Genomic DNA, 16,686 nt, shown 5'->3' with positions numbered 1-16,686 from the left:
CAACGCAATGTCCTAGCGAAACAATTGCCGGATGGGAGAGGGTCTTCCCTCCTCCTGGTCCGGGGCGCAACCGGGACGGATCGACGATCCGTCTCATCCGGCAGGAACCGTGGCACCCAGGAGGTCGTCATGTTGGCCACGAACAGCAGGATCCCGGCGGCACACGAGGGCGCCGAGGACGATTTCGCCCGGTATCGCGATGTGGTCGCGGGGATCTTCGCGCACCATCGGCGCACCGCGGTCCCCGGCACCGACGGCGTGGCGTGCTCGTGCGGCGACGCCTGGCCCTGCCGGGAGGAAATGCTCGCCGCCGAACTGCTCGACTGGATCTGACCGTTACGACCACAAATGATCGGCAACGATCGGTTCGGCCGGCCGGACGACGCCCGATCCAGGCATGAAATCCACCCGACCGGGGGACGCCTGGGTGGATTGCACCCCCGGATCGGGTCCGGTACGGGAGACTGCAAGCTGCCGAAATGCTGCCGAAGCACGATCCGCGACAAAGCAGGTTGCTCATGCAGGTCTGGCCCGGTCATTCGTATCCGCTGGGCGCCACGTACGACGGCGCCGGCACCAACTTCGCGGTCTTCTCGGAGGCCGCCGAACGCGTCTGGTTGTGTCTGCTGGACGAGGAGGGCACAGAGGAGCGCATCGAGCTGCGCGAGGCCGATGCCTTCGTCCGGCACGCCTACCTGCCCGGGATCCAACCCGGGCAGCGCTACGGCTACCGCGTCCAGGGCCCGTTCGACCCGGCCGCGGGCGCCCGATGCAACCCGAACAAGCTGCTGCTCGACCCGTACGCCAAGGCGATGTGCGGCGAGGTGCACTGGCACGAGTCGATGTACGGCTACTCGTTCGAACACCCGGATCTGATGAGCACCACCGACTCCGGGCCGCACACGATGAACTCGGTGGTGATCAACCCCTACTTCGACTGGGGCGACGACCGGCCGCCGCGCACCGGCTACCACGACACGGTGATCTACGAGGCGCACGTGCGCGGGTTGACCCGCAGCCACCCGGGCCTGCCCGAGGAGATCCGCGGCACCTACGCGGGCATGGCGCACCCGGCGGTGATCGAGCACCTGGTGAGCCTGGGGGTGACCGCGATCGAGCTGATGCCGGTGCACCAGTTCGTCCAGGACCACCGGTTGTCCGACCTGGGGATGCGCAACTACTGGGGCTACAACACGATCGGCTTCTTCGCGCCGCACGCGGCCTACTCCTCCACCGGCGAACGCGGGCAGCAGGTCCAGGAGTTCCGCTCGATGGTCAAGGCGCTGCACGCGGCGGGCATCGAGGTGATCCTCGACGTGGTCTACAACCACACCGCCGAGGGCAACCACCTGGGCCCCACGCTGTCCTTCCGCGGCCTGGACAACGCGTCCTACTACCGGCTCGCCGACGACAAGCGCTACTACCTGGACACCACCGGCACCGGCAACAGCCTGCTGATGCGCAGCCCGCACGTGTTGCAGCTGATCATGGACTCGCTGCGCTACTGGGTCACCGACATGCACGTGGACGGGTTCCGCTTCGACCTGGCCGCCACGCTGGCCCGGCAGTTCCACGAGGTGGACCGGCTGTCCTCGTTCTTCGACCTGGTCCAGCAGGACCCGGTGGTCTCCCAGGTCAAGCTGATCGCCGAGCCGTGGGATGTCGGCGAGGGCGGCTACCAGGTGGGCAACTTCCCCCCGCTGTGGACCGAGTGGAACGGCAAGTATCGCGACACGGTGCGCGACTTCTGGCGCGGCGAGGAGCGCACTCTCGCCGAGTTCGGCTCGCGGCTGACCGGCTCCTCCGACCTGTACCAGGACGACGGCCGCCGACCGATCGCCTCGATCAACTTCGTCACCTGCCACGACGGCTTCACGCTGCACGACCTGGTGTCGTACAACGACAAGCACAACGCGGCCAACCGTGAGGACAACCGCGACGGCGAGAGCCACAACCGGTCCTGGAACCACGGCGTCGAGGGCGAGACGGACGACCCGGACATCCTCGCGCTGCGCGCGCGCCAACAGCGCAACTTCATCGCCACGCTGCTGCTGTCCCAGGGCGTACCGATGATCGCGCACGGCGACGAGTTCGGCCGCACCCAGCAGGGCAACAACAACGTCTACTGCCAGGACAACGAACTCTCCTGGGTGCGCTGGCCCGAGGGCGAGGGTCCCGACCTGCTCGAATTCACCCGGATGATGACCCGGCTGCGCGCCGAGCACCCGGTCTTTCGGCGCCGCCGCTTCTTCCACGGCAGATCCGTCCAGGGCACCCACGACGAGCTGACCGACATCGCCTGGTTCACCCCCACGGGCGAGGAGATGTCGGACGGCGACTGGTGGGCGGCCGCGGCCAAGTCGGTCGCCGTCTTCCTCAACGGCAACGCCATCTCGGAACCGGACCCGCGCGGCCAGAAGATCACCGACGACTCGTTCCTGCTGCTGTTCAACGCCTCGCACGAGGCCGAGGAGTTCACCATCCCCGCGGACCTGGGCCGCTCCTGGACCGTGGTGGTCGACACCGCCGACGACAAGACCGTGATCCACGAGCCCAAGTCCCGCCCGACCATCGAGGGCGGCGCCGCCCAGACCGTCGAGCCCCGCTCGCTGGTGGTCCTACAACGACCGTGACCCGATCACCCGCCGGCGTGGGTTTCACCACCCCGGCGGGTGGTAGGTCGCGGATGTCCGGGGAAGCTTGTCGGCATGACCTCGTCGCCTTCTCGTGTTCCGACCGGCACCTACCGGCTCCAGCTGCAACCCGCCTTCGGGTTCGCCGAGGCCGCCGCCGTCGTACCCCGCCTCGACTCGCTCGGGGTGAGCCACCTGCACCTGTCGCCGATCCTGCAGGCCGTCCCCGGATCCACCCACGGCTACGACGTGGTCGACCACTCGCGCGTGTCCGCCGACCTCGGCGGCGAGGACGGGCTGCGCGAGTTGGCGACGGCCGCCGCCGCACACGGGCTCGGCATCGTGGTGGACATCGTGCCCAACCACATGGCGGTGCCCGCCCCCGAGTCGCTGAACCGGCCGCTGTGGGAGACGCTGCGCGAGGGAGCCGACTCGCCCTTCGCCCGCTGGTTCGACATCGACTGGACCCGGCACGACGGGCGCGTCCTGCTGCCCGTACTCGGCGGCCCGGTCGAGGAGGTCGCGGACGAGCTGATCGTGGACGGCCACGTGCTGCGCTACCACGACCACGAGTTCCCGCTCCGGCCCGGCACCGAAAAGCTCGCGCTCGACGAGCTGCTCGCCGCCCAGCACTACGAACTCGCGCACTGGCGGCGCGCCGACACCGAGCTGAACTACCGCCGCTTCTTCACCATCGCCGGGCTCATCGCCCTGCGCCAGGAGGACGACGAGGTCTTCGCGGCCACTCACGCCACCATGGTGCGGCTGCTGAACGAGGGCCTGATCCACGGGCTGCGGATCGACCACCCCGACGGCCTGGCCGACCCGCGCGCCTACCTGGAGCGGCTGCGCGCCGCCGCGCCGAACGCGTGGATCGTGGTGGAGAAGATCCTCTCCGACGAGGAGACCCTGCCCGCGGACTGGGCCTGCGACGGCACCACCGGCTACGACGCGCTGCGCCGGGTGGACAACCTCTTCCTCGACCCCGAGGGCGCCGACCCGCTGCGCGCGCTGCACCGCGAACAGACCGGGGTGCGCGAAGGCTTCGACTACCTCGCGCAGGAGGCCAGGGCCGAGGTCCTCGCCGGCGGCCTGGCCACCGAGTTCGCCCGACTGCGCCGCACTCTGGACCGGCTGGAGCCGGTGGCCGGCGCCGGCGACGTCGGCCGCGCGCTGCCCCCGCTGCTGACCGCGTTCCCCACCTACCGCCCCTACCCCGGCGCCGGCCCCGGCTCGATCGCCGCGATGGCCCGGGCGCTTACGGGAGTGCCGGGGCAGGTCTCCGAGGCGGCCCGCGAGATCGCCGAACTCGCGCTCGCCGATGGGGAGTTCGGCATCCGCTTCGGGCAGGTCGCGGCGGCGCTCGCGGCCAAGGGCGTGGAGGACCGCGCGTTCTACCGTTGGTACACCCTGAGTTCGCTGAACGAGGTCGGCGGCGCGCCCGACACGTTCGGGTTGGACATCGCCGGCTTCCATGCCGCCTGCCGGCGCATGTCCCCGACCACGATGACCACGCTGAGCACCCACGACACCAAGCGCAGCGAGGACGTCCGGGCCCGCCTGTCGGTGCTCGCGGAGATCCCCGAGGACTGGGCGCAGCGGGTGCACGCCTGGAACGACCGGTCCCGACCGCACCGTTCCGAGTTCCGCTTCGGCCCGGACGGCTACGACACCTACCTGCTGTGGCAGACCCTGGTCGGCGCCTGGCCGCTCACCCCGGACCGGGCGGTGGGCTACTTGCGCAAGGCGATGCGCGAGGCGGCCCGGGAAACCACCTGGACCGACCCGAACCCGGACTACGAGGCGGCGAGCGAGGCGTTCGTGCGCGCCGTCCTCGCCGACGACGAACTCACCGCCGATATCGCCGACTTCGTGGCCGTGGTGGACCGCGCCGCACACGCGGTCTCGCTCGGTGCCAAGCTGGTCCAGCTGACCATGCCGGGCGTACCGGACGTGTACCAGGGCGGCGAACTGGCGCTGTACACCCTGGTCGACCCGGACAACCGGGCCCCCGTCGACTTCGGGCGCGAACACGGCCCGCTGGACACGCTCAAACTCAAGGTCACCTCCGCCGCGCTGCGGCTGCGCCGCACGCATCCCGACTGGTTCGCCGGCGCCTACACGCCGCTGCGCGCCCGCGGCAAGGAGGCGGATCACGCCATCGCCTTCATCCGCGGCGGCGAGGCGATCACCGTGGCGACCCGGCTGCCGGCCGGTCTCGCCGCCAAGGGCGACTGGGGCGGCGCGCTGCTCCCGCTGCCCGAGGGCCGCTGGGTCGACGCGCTGACCGGCGGCACGTACACCGGCCAGGCCCGCCTGCGGCACATCCTGGAGGACCTGCCCGTCGCCCTGCTCACCCGGGGCTGACCGGCCGGGGCCGGCGCCCGGCCGTTCCCCTCCGCTCGCACCCGTTCCCCCCGTTCGCACCCGTTCCCGGAAGGACACAACCATCGTGGTCAGGTTCGAGGTCTGGGCTCCGAAAGCGTCGTCCCTGGAGGTCGTCGTCGACGGCCGACGCAAGCCGATGCGCGACGCGAACCGGCCGGGGTGGTGGCAGGCGGACGTGCCGACGGCGGTACACGGCAGCGACTACGCGTTCGCCATCGACGGCAACGACCCGCTACCCGACCCGCGGTCGCCGTGGCAGCCCACCGGCCCCGACGGCCCGAGCCGCGTGGTCGACCACGCGGCGTACGCGTGGGGCGACGGGGCCTGGACCGGCCGGCCGCTCCCGGGCGCGGTCGTCTACGAGCTGCACATCGGTACGTTCACCACCGAGGGCACGTTCGCCGCGGCCGTCGAGCGGCTCGACCACCTGGTCGATCTCGGCGTCACCCACGTCGAGGTGATGCCGGTGTCCGCCTTCCCGGGCCGGCACGGGTGGGGCTACGACGGCGTGTGCCCGTGGGCGGTGCACGAGCCCTACGGCGGCCCGGAAGGCCTCAAGCGGTTCGTGGACGCCTGCCACGTGCACGGCCTGGGCGTGATCCTGGACGTCGTCCACAACCACCTGGGCCCGTCCGGGAACCATCTGCCCGCCTTCGGCCCCTACTTCACCGACCGCTACCGCACCCCGTGGGGCTCGGCGGTGAACCTGGACGGCCCGGGCTCCGACGAGGTCCGCGCCTACCTGGTCGGCAGCGCGCTGATGTGGCTGCGCGACTACCACGTGGACGGACTGCGCCTGGACGCGGTGCACGCGCTCGCCGACAACCGCGCGGTGCCGTTCCTGGAGGAGTTGTCCGAGGCGGTGGACAAGCTCGCCGCCGCCACCGGCCGGCCGCTGTTCCTGATCGCCGAATCGGACCTGAACGACCCCCGCGTGGTCACCCCGCGCGAGAGCGGCGGCATGGGCGTGCAGGCCCAGTGGAGCGACGACTTCCACCACGCGCTGCACGCCCTGCTCACCGGCGAGCGCCAGGGCTACTACGGCGACTTCGGCTCGATGGGCACCCTCGCCAAGACGCTCACCCGGGTCTGGCTGCACGACGGCACCTGGTCCTCGTTCCGCGAGCGCACGCACGGCCGCCCGGTGCCCACCTCGCGGATGCCCGCGTACCGCTTCCTGGGCTACCTCCAGACCCACGACCAGGTCGGCAACCGGGCCACCGGCGACCGGATCTCGGCGACCCTGCCGCCGGCGCTGCTCGCGGCGGGCGCCGCGCTCGTGCTCACCGCGCCGTTCACCCCGATGCTGTTCATGGGCGAGGAGTGGGGCGCGTCCACGCCCTGGCAATACTTCACCGACCACACCGACCCGGAGCTGGCCGAGGCGGTACGCAACGGCCGCCGCGCCGAGTTCGCCTCGCACGGGTGGGACGTGGCGCAGATCCCCGACCCGCAGTCGGCGCAGACCGTGCGCGACTCGTGCCTGGACTGGAAGGAGCCCGCCCGCGCCCCGCACGCGGCCCTGCTGGCCTGGTACCGGCGGCTGATCGCGCTGCGCCGGGAATGGGAGAACCTGACCGACCCGGACCTGACCCGGGTGCAGGTCAGCTTCGAGGAGACCGCCGGCTGGCTGATGGTGCACCGGGGCGCGTTCCGTACCGCGGTCAACCTGGCCGAGCAGCCCGCGACACTGCCGATGGGCACCGGGGCTGCGGAGATCGTCGCGGCCTGGGACGACCGCGCGGAGATCCGCCGGGGCCTGGTCGGCACCACGCTGCGGCTGCCCGCGACCTCGGTCGCGGTGGTCCGGATCGGCACCCGCTAGCGGGTGCCGCCTCGCCGACCGCGACCGGCGTCCTCGGCCGTCGGGAACGCTCAGGCGTCGAGCAGGCGCTTGCGCTCGGCCTCGACGTCGAAGTCGCCCGCCGGGTAGCGGGGGTCCAACTCGGTCAGGTGCTCCAGGAGCAGCCGGCTGATCGCCCAGTTGCGATACCACTTGCGGTCGGCCGGCACCACATACCAGGGCGCCGCGTCGCTGTCGCACTTCTCCAGCGCGGCCTCGTAGGCGGTCCGGTAGTCGGGCCACACGGAACGCTCGTCGATGTCGGCCGGGTTGAACTTCCAGTGTTTGTCCGGGTTGTCCAGCCGGGCGAGCAGGCGTTCCTTCTGCTCCTCGGGCGAGATGTGCAGGAAGACCTTGACCACGGTCACCTCGTCCTTGGCCAGGCCCTGCTCGAAGCGGTTGATCGTGGCGTAGCGGCGCGACCAGACCTGACGCGGGACCAGGTTGCGCACCCGGGCGATCAGGACGTCCTCGTAGTGCGAGCGGTCGAACACGCCGATCAGACCGGGCCCGGGCACCTGGGTGCGGACCCGCCACAGGAACGGGTGGGCGAGTTCCTCCTCGGTCGGCGCCTTGAACGCGTGGATGTGGCAGCCCGACGGGTTGAACTGGCCGATCACGTGCTTGACCGTGCCGCCCTTGCCGGAGGTGTCCATGCCCTGGACCACCAGGAGCACCCGGCGGCGCGCGCCGCCGGCCACGGCCTGCGCGTACAGACGCTCCTGGAGTTCGGCCAGCCGGGGTCCCATCGCGCCGATGTCGGCGAGCGCGTCGGCCTTGTCGCCCGCGAAGCTCGGCGTGGCGCGCGGGTCGATCGCGGCCAGGTCCACGGGGCCGCCCGGCAGCCGCAACGCGGCCCGTACGGACGGCACATCGGCCGGGGGCGCGTACTTCTCGGCGGGCGCCTCGACGAGCACCCGGAGCCGGGGCGGGGCGGGCTCGGGCCGCTGCTCGGCCAGGCCCGGCTCGACGGCGGGCGGGGCGGTCGGGTCGACGGCGGGCTCGGCATCGGGGTCGGCGTCGGGGTCCGGATCGTCCACCGGGTCGGCGACCAGGTGTACGGCCGGGCCGACGGCGGGCTCCGGGTCCGCGGCCGGTGCCTCGGCGATCGCGCGCTCGGCCTCGGTCTGCTTCGCGAGTGCCTTGGCCGCCTTCGCGGCCTCGGCGGCGACCCGCTCGGCCGCGGCCTCCAGCGCCTCGGCGGCCTTACGGTCCGCCTTCTTCGCGGCCTTCTTCGCCGCCTTGGCGAGGTCGGCCTGCGCTTCGCGCTCGGCCTTGAGCACCTTGGCCGCCTTCTTCGCGGCCTTCTTGGCGGCCTTGGTCGCCTCGTCGACCCGATCCGCCTTCGCGGCTCGGGCGGCCTTGTCGGGCTGGGCGGCCTTGTCGGGCTGGGCGGCCTTGTCCTTGGCGGCCTTCGCGGGCTTGTCGAGCTTGGCGACCTTGTCGAGCTTCGCGGGCTTGGCGGCCTTGTCGCCCTTCGCGGGCTTGTCGAGCTTCTCGGCCTTGCCGGCCTTCGCGGGCTTCTCGGCCTTGCCGGCCTTCGCGGCCTTCTTCGTGGCCGTCGCCCCCTTCACGACCGCCTCGGCGTCCGGGGCCTCGCCCAGGCCCACCGGCGTCGACCCCTTCGTGCCCCGGTCGGCCCTGCCTGCACTCCTGCCGTCGGCCTTCTTCGCCATGCCGCTGCCTCCGCGTCGTCGGGACCCGGGTCCGATGATGCCGCACCGACCCGTCGATCGCCCACGGGCGGCACCCCGGCAGCGGTGGATCAGCGAGAGGCGGGGATGCGCTCGGCGCCGTCGCGGGCCATCGAGACCAGGCGCGAGATCGCGCGCAGGTACTTCTTGCGGTAGCCGCCGCCGAGCAGTTCCTCGGTGAACAGTTCGTCGAAGGGCACGCCCGAGGCCACCACCGGCAGTTCGCGGTCGTACATCCGGTCCGCGAGCACCACCAGACGCAGCGCGGTGCCCTGGTCCTCGACCGGGTGCACCCCGCGCCAGAAGACGCCGGTGATCCCGTCGAGCATCGCGCCGTAGCGGCTGGGGTGCACCGTGGCCAGGTGCGCGAGCAGCGCGGGGAAGTCGTCCAGCGCGGCGCCGTCGGGCGCGGCCTCGGCGGCCGCGGTGACCATGTCCTCGGCCACCGGCGCGGGCGCCGCCGGCAGGCCCCGGTGCCGGTAGTCCTCGCCGTCGATGCGCAACGCCTCGAAGCGCGAGGACAACCCCTGTATCTCGCGCATGAAGTCCTGCGCGGCGAACCGTCCCTCGCCGAGTTTGTCCGGCAGCGTGTTCGAGGTCGCGGCGAGCTTGACGCCGGCGTCGGCGAGCTTGCCCAGGAGGGTGGACACCAGGACGGTGTCGCCCGGGTCGTCGAGTTCGAACTCGTCGATGCACAGCAGCCGGTGTCCGGACAGCGCCTCGACGGTCCGCCGGAATCCGAGCGCGCCGACGAGGTTGGTCAGCTCGACGAAGGTGCACAGCGACTTCGGGCCGGGCGAGGCGTGCCACAGCGAGGCCAGCAGGTGGGTCTTGCCGACGCCGTAGCCGCCGTCGAGGTAGATCCCGCTCGGCCCGGCCGCCTGCTCCCGGCGGAACCAGCGGCGCTTGGCGCCGTCCCCGTTCAGCTCCGCCGCGAACCGCTCCAGCCGGACCACGGCCGCGGCCTGCCCGGGTTGATTCGGGTCGGGGATGTACGTGTCGAAACGCACGTCGCCGAACCGCGGCGGCGGCACCATCTCGGCGACGAGGCGGTCGGCGGGGACGCTGGGGTGGCGCGTGGTCAACGACACAGGAGCTACGGACACGATCATCAAGCCTACGACGCGTGCGAAACTCGGTCGCATGCGCCGTCTCCTTCCCGTGCCCTCCACCCCCGACGAACCCGACGTCGACCTGGTCGAGGCCTATGCCTATCCCCCCGACCGCACCTGGCTGCGGGCGAACATGGTGGCGAGCCTGGACGGCGCCGCGCAGGCCCCCGACGGCCTGTCCGCCGGTCTGTCCTCGCCCGCCGACAAGCGCGTGTTCGGCGTGCTGCGCGGCCTGGCCGACGTGATCGTGGTGGGCGCCGCCACCGTGCGCCAGGAGGGCTACCGACCGCCGCGCCCCAGGCCCGCCTACGCCGCCGCCCGGGCCGCCGCCGAACAGTTGCCCGCGCCGGTGATCGCGATCGTCTCGCGCAGCCTCGCCATCGACTTCACCACGCCGCTGTTCACCGAGGCGGTCACCCCCACCATCGTGATCACCTGCGAGGAGGCCCAACCCAAGGGCCTGGCGGCGGCGGCGGAGTACGGCGACGTGCTCCTGGCCGGGCGCGACCGGGTCGACCTGGGCCTGGCCCTCGACGCGCTGGCCGCCCGCGGGCTGACCCGGCAGCTCACCGAGGGCGGCCCGCACGTACTGGCGCAGATCGCCGCGTGCGGCCGGCTGGACGAGCTGTGCCTGACCGTGAGCCCGCTGCTGACCTCGGGACCCGCCCACCGGCTCCTGGCCGGCCCCGCGCTCCCCGAGGCACAGGCGATGCGCCCGATCTCGATCCTCGAGGAGGACGGCGCGCTGTTCTCCCGCTACGTCCGCGCGTAACGCGTACCTTCGGCACCCGGCCGGGGCCGTTGCGGCGCCCTCGGCGGCGCCCGCCGGTCGGCGAAAGTGGGAGGGTGAACTCCCGGGCAGACGGGGCACAGACACCCGGCTCGGCCGATGGATCAAGGGAGAGTTGCGTGTACACGATCGTGCTGCTCGTGGAAAAGGTCCTCAACGAGGCGGACGTCGCGTTCGTGACCGGCCTGCACGAGGGCGTCGACACGTCGTTCGTGGTGGTCCTGCCCGGCAAGGCCGACCATCGCAAGCTGCTCCAGGCGCTGGACGACGTGGCCCTGGTACGCCTGGACGAGGCGGCCGAGGACATCGAGCAGCGCCCCGGCCCCGACGACGGAGCGGAGGCGGCCCGGCGCACCCTGGAGGCGAGCGTGGCGGCACTGCGCGCGAGCGGCGCCGACGCCGTCGGCGAGACCACCCCGGGCCGGGACCCGCTGGACACCCTCAAGCAGATCGTCGACCGGCACCACGCCGACGAGGTGATCGTGCTCACCGACCCGCACTTCATCGAAGAGGTCTTCCACCGCGACTGGGCCTCGCGGGCCCGACAGAACGTGGGCGTGCCGGTGCTCAAGCTCTTCGCACACGATGTGAGCTGACACAATCGCGGGGAGCCCGCGCCGAACGCGGGTCCACCCCACTCGAAGGAGCCCGCTTCATGGCACCCCCCGCCGAGCCCGTCGACCTCGGCAGCCCGTTCTTCGTCGGCATCGGTGGCGCCGGCATGTCGGGGCTCGCCAAGATCCTCGCGATCCGCGGCGCGAGGGTCTCCGGCAGCGACGCCAAGGACTCCACCCAGGTGTTGGCGCTGCGCCGGCTCGGCTGCACGGTGCACGTGGGCCACGATCGGGCGAACGTCGCCGAGGACGTCTCGTGCGTGGTCGTGTCCTCGGCGATCCGGGAGGACAACCCCGAACTGGTCGTCGCGCGCGAGCGGGGCATCCCGATCGTGCATCGCGCGGACGCGCTGGCGCGGCTGATGGACGGCCGGCGCTCGGTGGCCGTCGCGGGCACGCACGGCAAGACCACCACGACGAGCATGCTCGCGGTCGGTCTGACCTCGCTCGGCCTGGACCCCTCCTTCGCGATCGGCGCCGACCTCAACGAGGCGGGCAGCAACGCCCACCACGGCCTGGGCGAGATCTTCGTGGCCGAGGCGGACGAAAGCGACCGCAGCTTCCACAAGTACGCGCCCGAGGTGGCCGTGGTGCTGAACGTGGAGCTGGACCACCACGCCAACTACGGCTCGCTGGACGACGTGCTCGACGCGTTCGAGATCTTCGCCGGCCGGATCGTGCCCGGCGGCACGCTGGTGCTCTCCGCCGACGACGCGGGCGCAGGCGCCCTGCGCGAGCGGCTGGCGGTCTCCGCGCCGACGCTGAACGTGGTCACCGTCGGCGAGCACGAGGGCGCGGATCTGCGCCTGGCGCAGATCGAGGCGTCGGGCCTGAGCAGCCGGGTCACCGTGCACGGCAAGGCCGTGGGCGGCGAATTGGTGCTGGCCGTCGCGGTGCCGGGGCGGCACAACGCCTCCAACGCGGTGATGGCGCTCGCGGTGGGCCTGGCGCTCGGCGTCGAGCCGCGCCGCATGGCCGACGGGCTGGCCAACTACCAGGGCGTGCGTCGGCGGTTCCAGCTCAAGGGCGAGGAGGGCGGCATCCGGGTCGTCGACTCGTACGCGCACCACCCCACCGAGATCGCCGCCGACCTGGCCACCGCCCGCGGCGCGGTGGGCGCGGGCCGGGTGATCGCGGTGTACCAGCCGCACCTGTTCAGCCGCACCCAGCAACTCGGGGTGGAGATGGGCCGCGCGCTCGCCGCCGCCGACATCGCCGTGGTGATGGACATCTACGCCGCCCGGGAGGACCCGCAGCCCGGCGTGACCAGCAACATCGTCGCGCACGCCGCGCTGGACAACGGCGGCCTGGTGCGCACCGAGCACAGCTGGTCCGACGTGGCCGGCTCGGTGGCCGCGCTGGCCCGCCCCGGCGACCTGGTCCTGACCATGGGCGCGGGCGACGTGACCCTGCTCGGCCCGGAGATCCTGGACACGATCCGCGACCGCGGCACCGCCGCCGCTCGCTGAGCCGCCCACCCACCGGCGCCGTGCCGTCCCCTCGGGGAACGTCGCGGCGCCGTTGCGTGTTGGATGTGCACATGGCCTACGAAATCGAGAAGACCGACGACCAGTGGCGGGCCGAGCTGACCCCGGAGGAGTTCCGGGTGCTGCGTCGGGCGGGCACCGAGCGTGCGTGGACGGGCGAGTACACCGAGACCAAGACGACCGGCGTCTACCGCTGTCGGGCGTGCAAGGCGGAGCTGTTCCGCTCCGACACCAAGTTCGACAGCCACTGCGGCTGGCCGTCGTTCTACGCGCCGCTGGCCGAGGACCGGGTCGAATACATCGAGGACGACACGATGGGCATGACCCGGGTCGAGGTGCGCTGCGGGACCTGCGGCTCGCACCTGGGGCACGTGTTCGAGGGTGAGGGCTACGGGACGCCCACCGACCAGCGCTACTGCATCAACTCCATCTCGCTGACCCTGGAGCCGGACCCGCAGGGCTGAGCCGAGGCGCGGGTCGGCCCCCGGGCCGGCTCGGGCGGCGCCGCCGCCGCCCGTTCAAACATCGGTACGGGCGGTGCGGCAAAACTCACATCGAACCCGCGTGCGGCGAGTGCGTCCGCTATGTCTGGGGACCATGGATCCCTGGCTGCCACCCCTCGCGTACTCGGTCTGGACGGCGCTCGTACTCGGCGTCGCCATCGGGTGCGCCCGGCGCGGCGGCCGGCGGGCGAACCGGACGCGCCTGGCCGAACTGGGCGCGGCCGAATACGCGTTCGTCGTCGGCGGCGCGGCCCGCGCGGCCGACGTGTCGATCCTGGCCCTGCTCGGCGAGGGCGCGCTGCACCTGAACCGCGACGGGCAGGTGGTCGCGGCCCGGGCTCCGGCGGCCGACACGGCGGGCGACGCGCCGCTGCGGATCCTGGACCGGGAGTACGGCGGCCTGCCGCTGCGCGACCTGCGCGCCCGGGTGACCGCGGCGCCGGAGATCCAGGGCATCGGCGCCGACCTGTTCGCGGCCGGCCTGATCGCCCGCCCCGACGCGGGCCCGCGTCGACTGCCCCGCTGGGCGCTGTTCGCCACTCTTCCCCTGGGCCTGGCCACCGCGATCGTGGGCTTCGTCCGCGCCGACGACGCGACCTCGGGCGCGCTGCCGTGGGTGGGCCTGCTGCTCGCGGTGATCGGCAGCCAGGCGTGTGTCGCGGGCCTGCTGCTCCTGGGCGTGTTCGGCGAGCGGGTGGTGCCCACCGCGCCGACCACGCGCCGGCTGATCCGGCTGCGCCGCGACGAGGCGGCCGTGGCCGCGCTCGGCGCCGACGACGTGGGCGCGGTCGCCCTGTGGGGCCTGGACCGCTTCCCCGACCCGGTGGTCAAGGAGATCTTCCGCCGCAACGCCCCCAACCTCGCCGGCCGCCCCCCGGAGTCCGTCTGGTGCGGCAACACCTCCTGCGCCTCCCCCCAGGGCGCCCGGGCCGGCTCCTGCGCCGGCACCGCCGACGGCTGCGGCAACTGACCGCACCGCGCCCGCAACGCGTCGGTGTCGCGGGCCACTTGCCGCGCGGCGTACCCGGGGCCGGCGAACCGAGGGAACTCCGCCTGTTTCGGTCCGGGACGGACCCGCCATGCTGGACGTATGCGGACAGCGGTGGGAATCGGATGGCGGCCGGAGATCGATCTGACCGTCGAGCGCCTGGCCGGCGTCGACTTCGTCGAGGTCGTCGCGGAGAACGTGTGCGTCGGACACCTGCCCGAGTCGCTGCGCGTGTTGTGCGAGCGCGGCGTCGAGGTGATCCCGCACGGCGTCGGCCTCGGCCTGGCGGGCGCCGACCGTCCCGACCCCGCGCGGCTGGCCCGGCTGGCCGAGGTGGCGGGCGCCCTCGGCTCGCCCGTGATCAGCGAACACCTGGCGTTCGTCCGGGCCGGCGGCATGGAGGCCGGTCACCTGCTGCCGACGCCGATGACGTGGGACGCGCTCGACGTCGTCACGGAAAACGTCCGCATCGCCCAGGACGCGCTGCCGGTCCCGCTCGCCCTGGAGAACCCGGCGACGCTGCTGACCTGGCCCGACAACGAGATGAGCGAGGCCCGCTTCCTGACCGAACTGGTCGAGCGCACCGGCGTGCGGCTGCTGATCGACGTGGCCAACCTGCACACCCAGCGGGTCAACCACGGCGTCGACCCGGCCGCCGCGCTGGCCGAACTCCCGCTGGAGGCGGTGGAGTACGTACACGTCGCCGGCGGCGTCGAACGCGACGGCCTGTGGCACGATACCCACGCGCACCCGGTGACCGAGCCGATCCTGGAGGTGCTGGCCACGCTGTGCGCACTGCGCCCGCCGCCGCGCGTACTGCTCGAACGCGACAGCGACTTCCCGACGGCGGGCGAGATCGCCGCCGAATTGGCCGCGATCCGGACCGTGGTGGACCGGACGGCGGTGCGCCGGTGAGCGCGCGCGAGCGGCTGGCCGCACAGCAGACCGCGCTGCTCGCGGCACTGGTCGCCGACGGGCCGACACCGCCGGGCTTCGACCCGGACCGGGTGCGCGTACAGGCCCGCGCGCTGGCCGCCAAACGGCGCGACTCGGCGCTGCGCGCGCTGCCGGAGCTGGCGACGGCGCTGGGCCCGCGCTGGCCGGGCGAGTTCATGGCCTGGGCCCTGGTCCACCCGAAGCCCGCCGAGGGAGGCACCCGCGCCGACGTACACGCCTTCGCGGCCCATCTGTGGGAACGGGACGCGCTGCCGAAGGCACTGGCCGAGGTGTTCGTCGAACGAAAGCCGTCCCGCTGGGCCCGGCTGCGCACCCGATTCGCGTCCCGCGCGCCGGCCGGCCACGGGTAGGCACGTCACACACGGGGGTCGACACCATGTTCTGGTTGCTGCTCGGGGCGGTGGTGGTCCTCGCCGCCGCCCTGCCGATCGTGATCGTCGTCCTGGCCCACCGCGCGGCCCGACGCCGGCTCCGCCACACCTTCGGCCGACCGGCAGGACCGCCGTTCGGGCGGGCGCCGGGCACCGGTACGCCGTACGGCGGCGAGCCCGGTCCGTACCCCGACCCGTGGCCACTCGGCCCGCAGGGATACCAGGGGTACGACGCGCAGGACCACCATCACCCTCACCACGGGCACGGCCACCACACCTCGTGCGGCACCGGCTGGTCCTGCGGCGCAGGCGCAGGCGGCGACTCCTCGGGTTCGAGCGGGACGTCCTGTTCGAGCGGATCGTCGTGTTCGAGCGGGTCGTCGTGTTCGAGCGGGTCGTCCTGCTCCAGCGGATCGTCCTGTTCGAGTTCGACCTAGGTTCGGCCCGACGCCGCGCCCCGGTCGGTCGGAGCGATCGATCGCGAGCCGACCGCCCGGGACGAAGGCTCAGGCCAGACCGGCGAGCAGTTCGGCGACGGGGTGCCGGCGACCGGTGTAGAACGGCACCTCCTCGCGCACGTGGCGGCGCGTCTCCGAGCCGCGCAGGTGCCGCATCAGGTCGACGATGCGGTGCAGCTCGTCCGCCTCGAAGGCGAGGATCCACTCGTAGTCGCCCAGCGCGAACGACGGCACCGTGTTGGCCCGCACGTCCGGGTAGCCGCGCGCCATCCGCCCGTGCTCGGCGAGCAGCCGGCGGCGCTCGTCGTCCTCCAGCAGATACCACTCGTACGAGCGCACGAACGGGTACACCGCGACGTAGTCGCGCGGGGTCTCCTCGGCCAGGAATGCCGGGATGTGGCTCTTGTTGAACTCGGCCGGACGGTGCAGCGCCATGTTCGACCACACCGGATCGAGGAGCCGACCCAGGCCGGTGCGCCGGAAGCGGTTGTACGCCTCCTGGAGCGCGTCCGAGTCCTCCGCGTGCCACCAGATCATCAGGTCCGCGTCGGCACGCAGGCCGGAGACGTCGTAGGTGCCGCGCACCACCACGTCCTTGTCGAGCAGCTGCTCGAACAACTGCTCGACCTCGCCCGCCAGTCCGGCCCGTTCACCCGGCAGCGGCTCACGGAGTCGGAAGACCGACCACATCGTGTACCTGATCACCTGGTTGAGGTCGCGGGCCTTGCGCCGGGCCGGCGCGGGTTCGCCTGCGGACTCCGGGCCGTCGGCGTTGAGGGCGGCGTCGACCACCGCTGCGGCGGCGTCGACCGGTTCCGGGCTGTTCTCCGCGGTGCTTTGCGTCATGG

Annotated in this window: 13 protein-coding genes and 1 pseudogene; 11 read left to right on the top strand and 3 right to left on the bottom strand. The window is 72.7% G+C overall.

Annotation, left to right across the window (positions count from 1 at the left end; translation table 11 throughout):
* Positions 1-129 precede the first annotated feature (129 nt).
* From ACMXN5_RS24760 to treZ, 4 genes are all read left to right on the top strand, one after another.
* Positions 130-333, top strand: a complete 204-nt coding sequence (locus tag ACMXN5_RS24760; RefSeq protein ID WP_439677040.1) for a hypothetical protein — start codon at positions 130-132, stop codon at positions 331-333.
* A 185-nt stretch (positions 334-518) separates the two neighbouring features.
* Complete coding sequence (gene glgX, locus ACMXN5_RS24755) at positions 519-2,633, top strand: glycogen debranching protein GlgX (protein ID WP_379997302.1); 2,115 nt, start codon at positions 519-521, stop codon at positions 2,631-2,633.
* A gap of 75 nt (positions 2,634-2,708) precedes the next feature.
* A complete protein-coding gene (gene treY, locus ACMXN5_RS24750; RefSeq protein ID WP_439677039.1) occupies positions 2,709-5,000 on the top strand; it encodes a malto-oligosyltrehalose synthase in 2,292 nt (763 codons plus the stop codon).
* Positions 5,001-5,085: 85 nt separating this feature from the next.
* Positions 5,086-6,846: a malto-oligosyltrehalose trehalohydrolase gene (treZ, locus tag ACMXN5_RS24745; RefSeq protein WP_439677038.1), complete on the top strand. Its 1,761-nt coding sequence runs from the start codon at positions 5,086-5,088 to the stop codon at positions 6,844-6,846.
* 50 nt (positions 6,847-6,896) lie between these two features.
* On the opposite strand, the gene ACMXN5_RS24740 is transcribed toward treZ, so the two are convergent.
* The gene (locus ACMXN5_RS24740; RefSeq protein WP_439678072.1) at positions 6,897-7,736 is read right to left on the bottom strand and encodes a PPK2 family polyphosphate kinase; all 840 of its coding nucleotides are present in this window, start codon (positions 7,734-7,736) and stop codon (positions 6,897-6,899) included.
* 893 nt (positions 7,737-8,629) lie between these two features.
* Positions 8,630-9,670, bottom strand: coding sequence for a cell division protein ZapE (gene zapE, locus ACMXN5_RS24735; RefSeq protein WP_395791222.1), 1,041 nt, complete (start codon positions 9,668-9,670; stop codon positions 8,630-8,632).
* A gap of 31 nt (positions 9,671-9,701) precedes the next feature.
* Here zapE and ACMXN5_RS24730 point away from each other — a divergent pair, with 31 nt between their 5' ends.
* The 7 genes and pseudogenes from ACMXN5_RS24730 to ACMXN5_RS24700 all read left to right on the top strand — a co-directional run bounded on the left by ACMXN5_RS24730 (position 9,702) and on the right by ACMXN5_RS24700 (position 15,817).
* Complete coding sequence (locus tag ACMXN5_RS24730) at positions 9,702-10,442, top strand: dihydrofolate reductase family protein (protein WP_439677037.1); 741 nt, start codon at positions 9,702-9,704, stop codon at positions 10,440-10,442.
* A 137-nt stretch (positions 10,443-10,579) separates the two neighbouring features.
* Complete coding sequence (locus ACMXN5_RS24725) at positions 10,580-11,056, top strand: indole-3-glycerol phosphate synthase (protein ID WP_439677036.1); 477 nt, start codon at positions 10,580-10,582, stop codon at positions 11,054-11,056.
* A gap of 59 nt (positions 11,057-11,115) precedes the next feature.
* A complete protein-coding gene (murC, locus tag ACMXN5_RS24720; protein ID WP_395791216.1) occupies positions 11,116-12,543 on the top strand; it encodes a UDP-N-acetylmuramate--L-alanine ligase in 1,428 nt (475 codons plus the stop codon).
* A gap of 71 nt (positions 12,544-12,614) precedes the next feature.
* Positions 12,615-13,025, top strand: a complete 411-nt coding sequence (gene msrB / locus ACMXN5_RS24715) for a peptide-methionine (R)-S-oxide reductase MsrB (protein ID WP_395791214.1) — start codon at positions 12,615-12,617, stop codon at positions 13,023-13,025.
* 133 nt (positions 13,026-13,158) lie between these two features.
* A complete protein-coding gene (locus tag ACMXN5_RS24710) occupies positions 13,159-14,034 on the top strand; it encodes a TIGR04222 domain-containing membrane protein (RefSeq protein WP_439677035.1) in 876 nt (291 codons plus the stop codon).
* 120 nt (positions 14,035-14,154) lie between these two features.
* Positions 14,155-15,359 (top strand): annotated as a pseudogene (locus ACMXN5_RS24705) (DUF692 domain-containing protein).
* Positions 15,360-15,385: 26 nt separating this feature from the next.
* Positions 15,386-15,817: a hypothetical protein gene (locus ACMXN5_RS24700; RefSeq protein WP_439677034.1), complete on the top strand. Its 432-nt coding sequence runs from the start codon at positions 15,386-15,388 to the stop codon at positions 15,815-15,817.
* 69 nt (positions 15,818-15,886) lie between these two features.
* On the opposite strand, the gene hemQ is transcribed toward ACMXN5_RS24700, so the two are convergent.
* Entirely contained in the window at positions 15,887-16,684 is a 798-nt protein-coding gene (hemQ, locus tag ACMXN5_RS24695; RefSeq protein WP_395791208.1) for a hydrogen peroxide-dependent heme synthase, read from the bottom strand.
* Positions 16,685-16,686: the final 2 nt, after the last annotated feature.

The sequence above is a fragment of the Embleya australiensis genome (genome assembly GCF_051903075.1).
In the GTDB taxonomy this organism is placed as follows: domain Bacteria; phylum Actinomycetota; class Actinomycetes; order Streptomycetales; family Streptomycetaceae; genus Embleya.
Note: the sequence above shows the minus strand (reverse complement) of the source record. Positions and strands in the feature narration are given on the sequence as shown.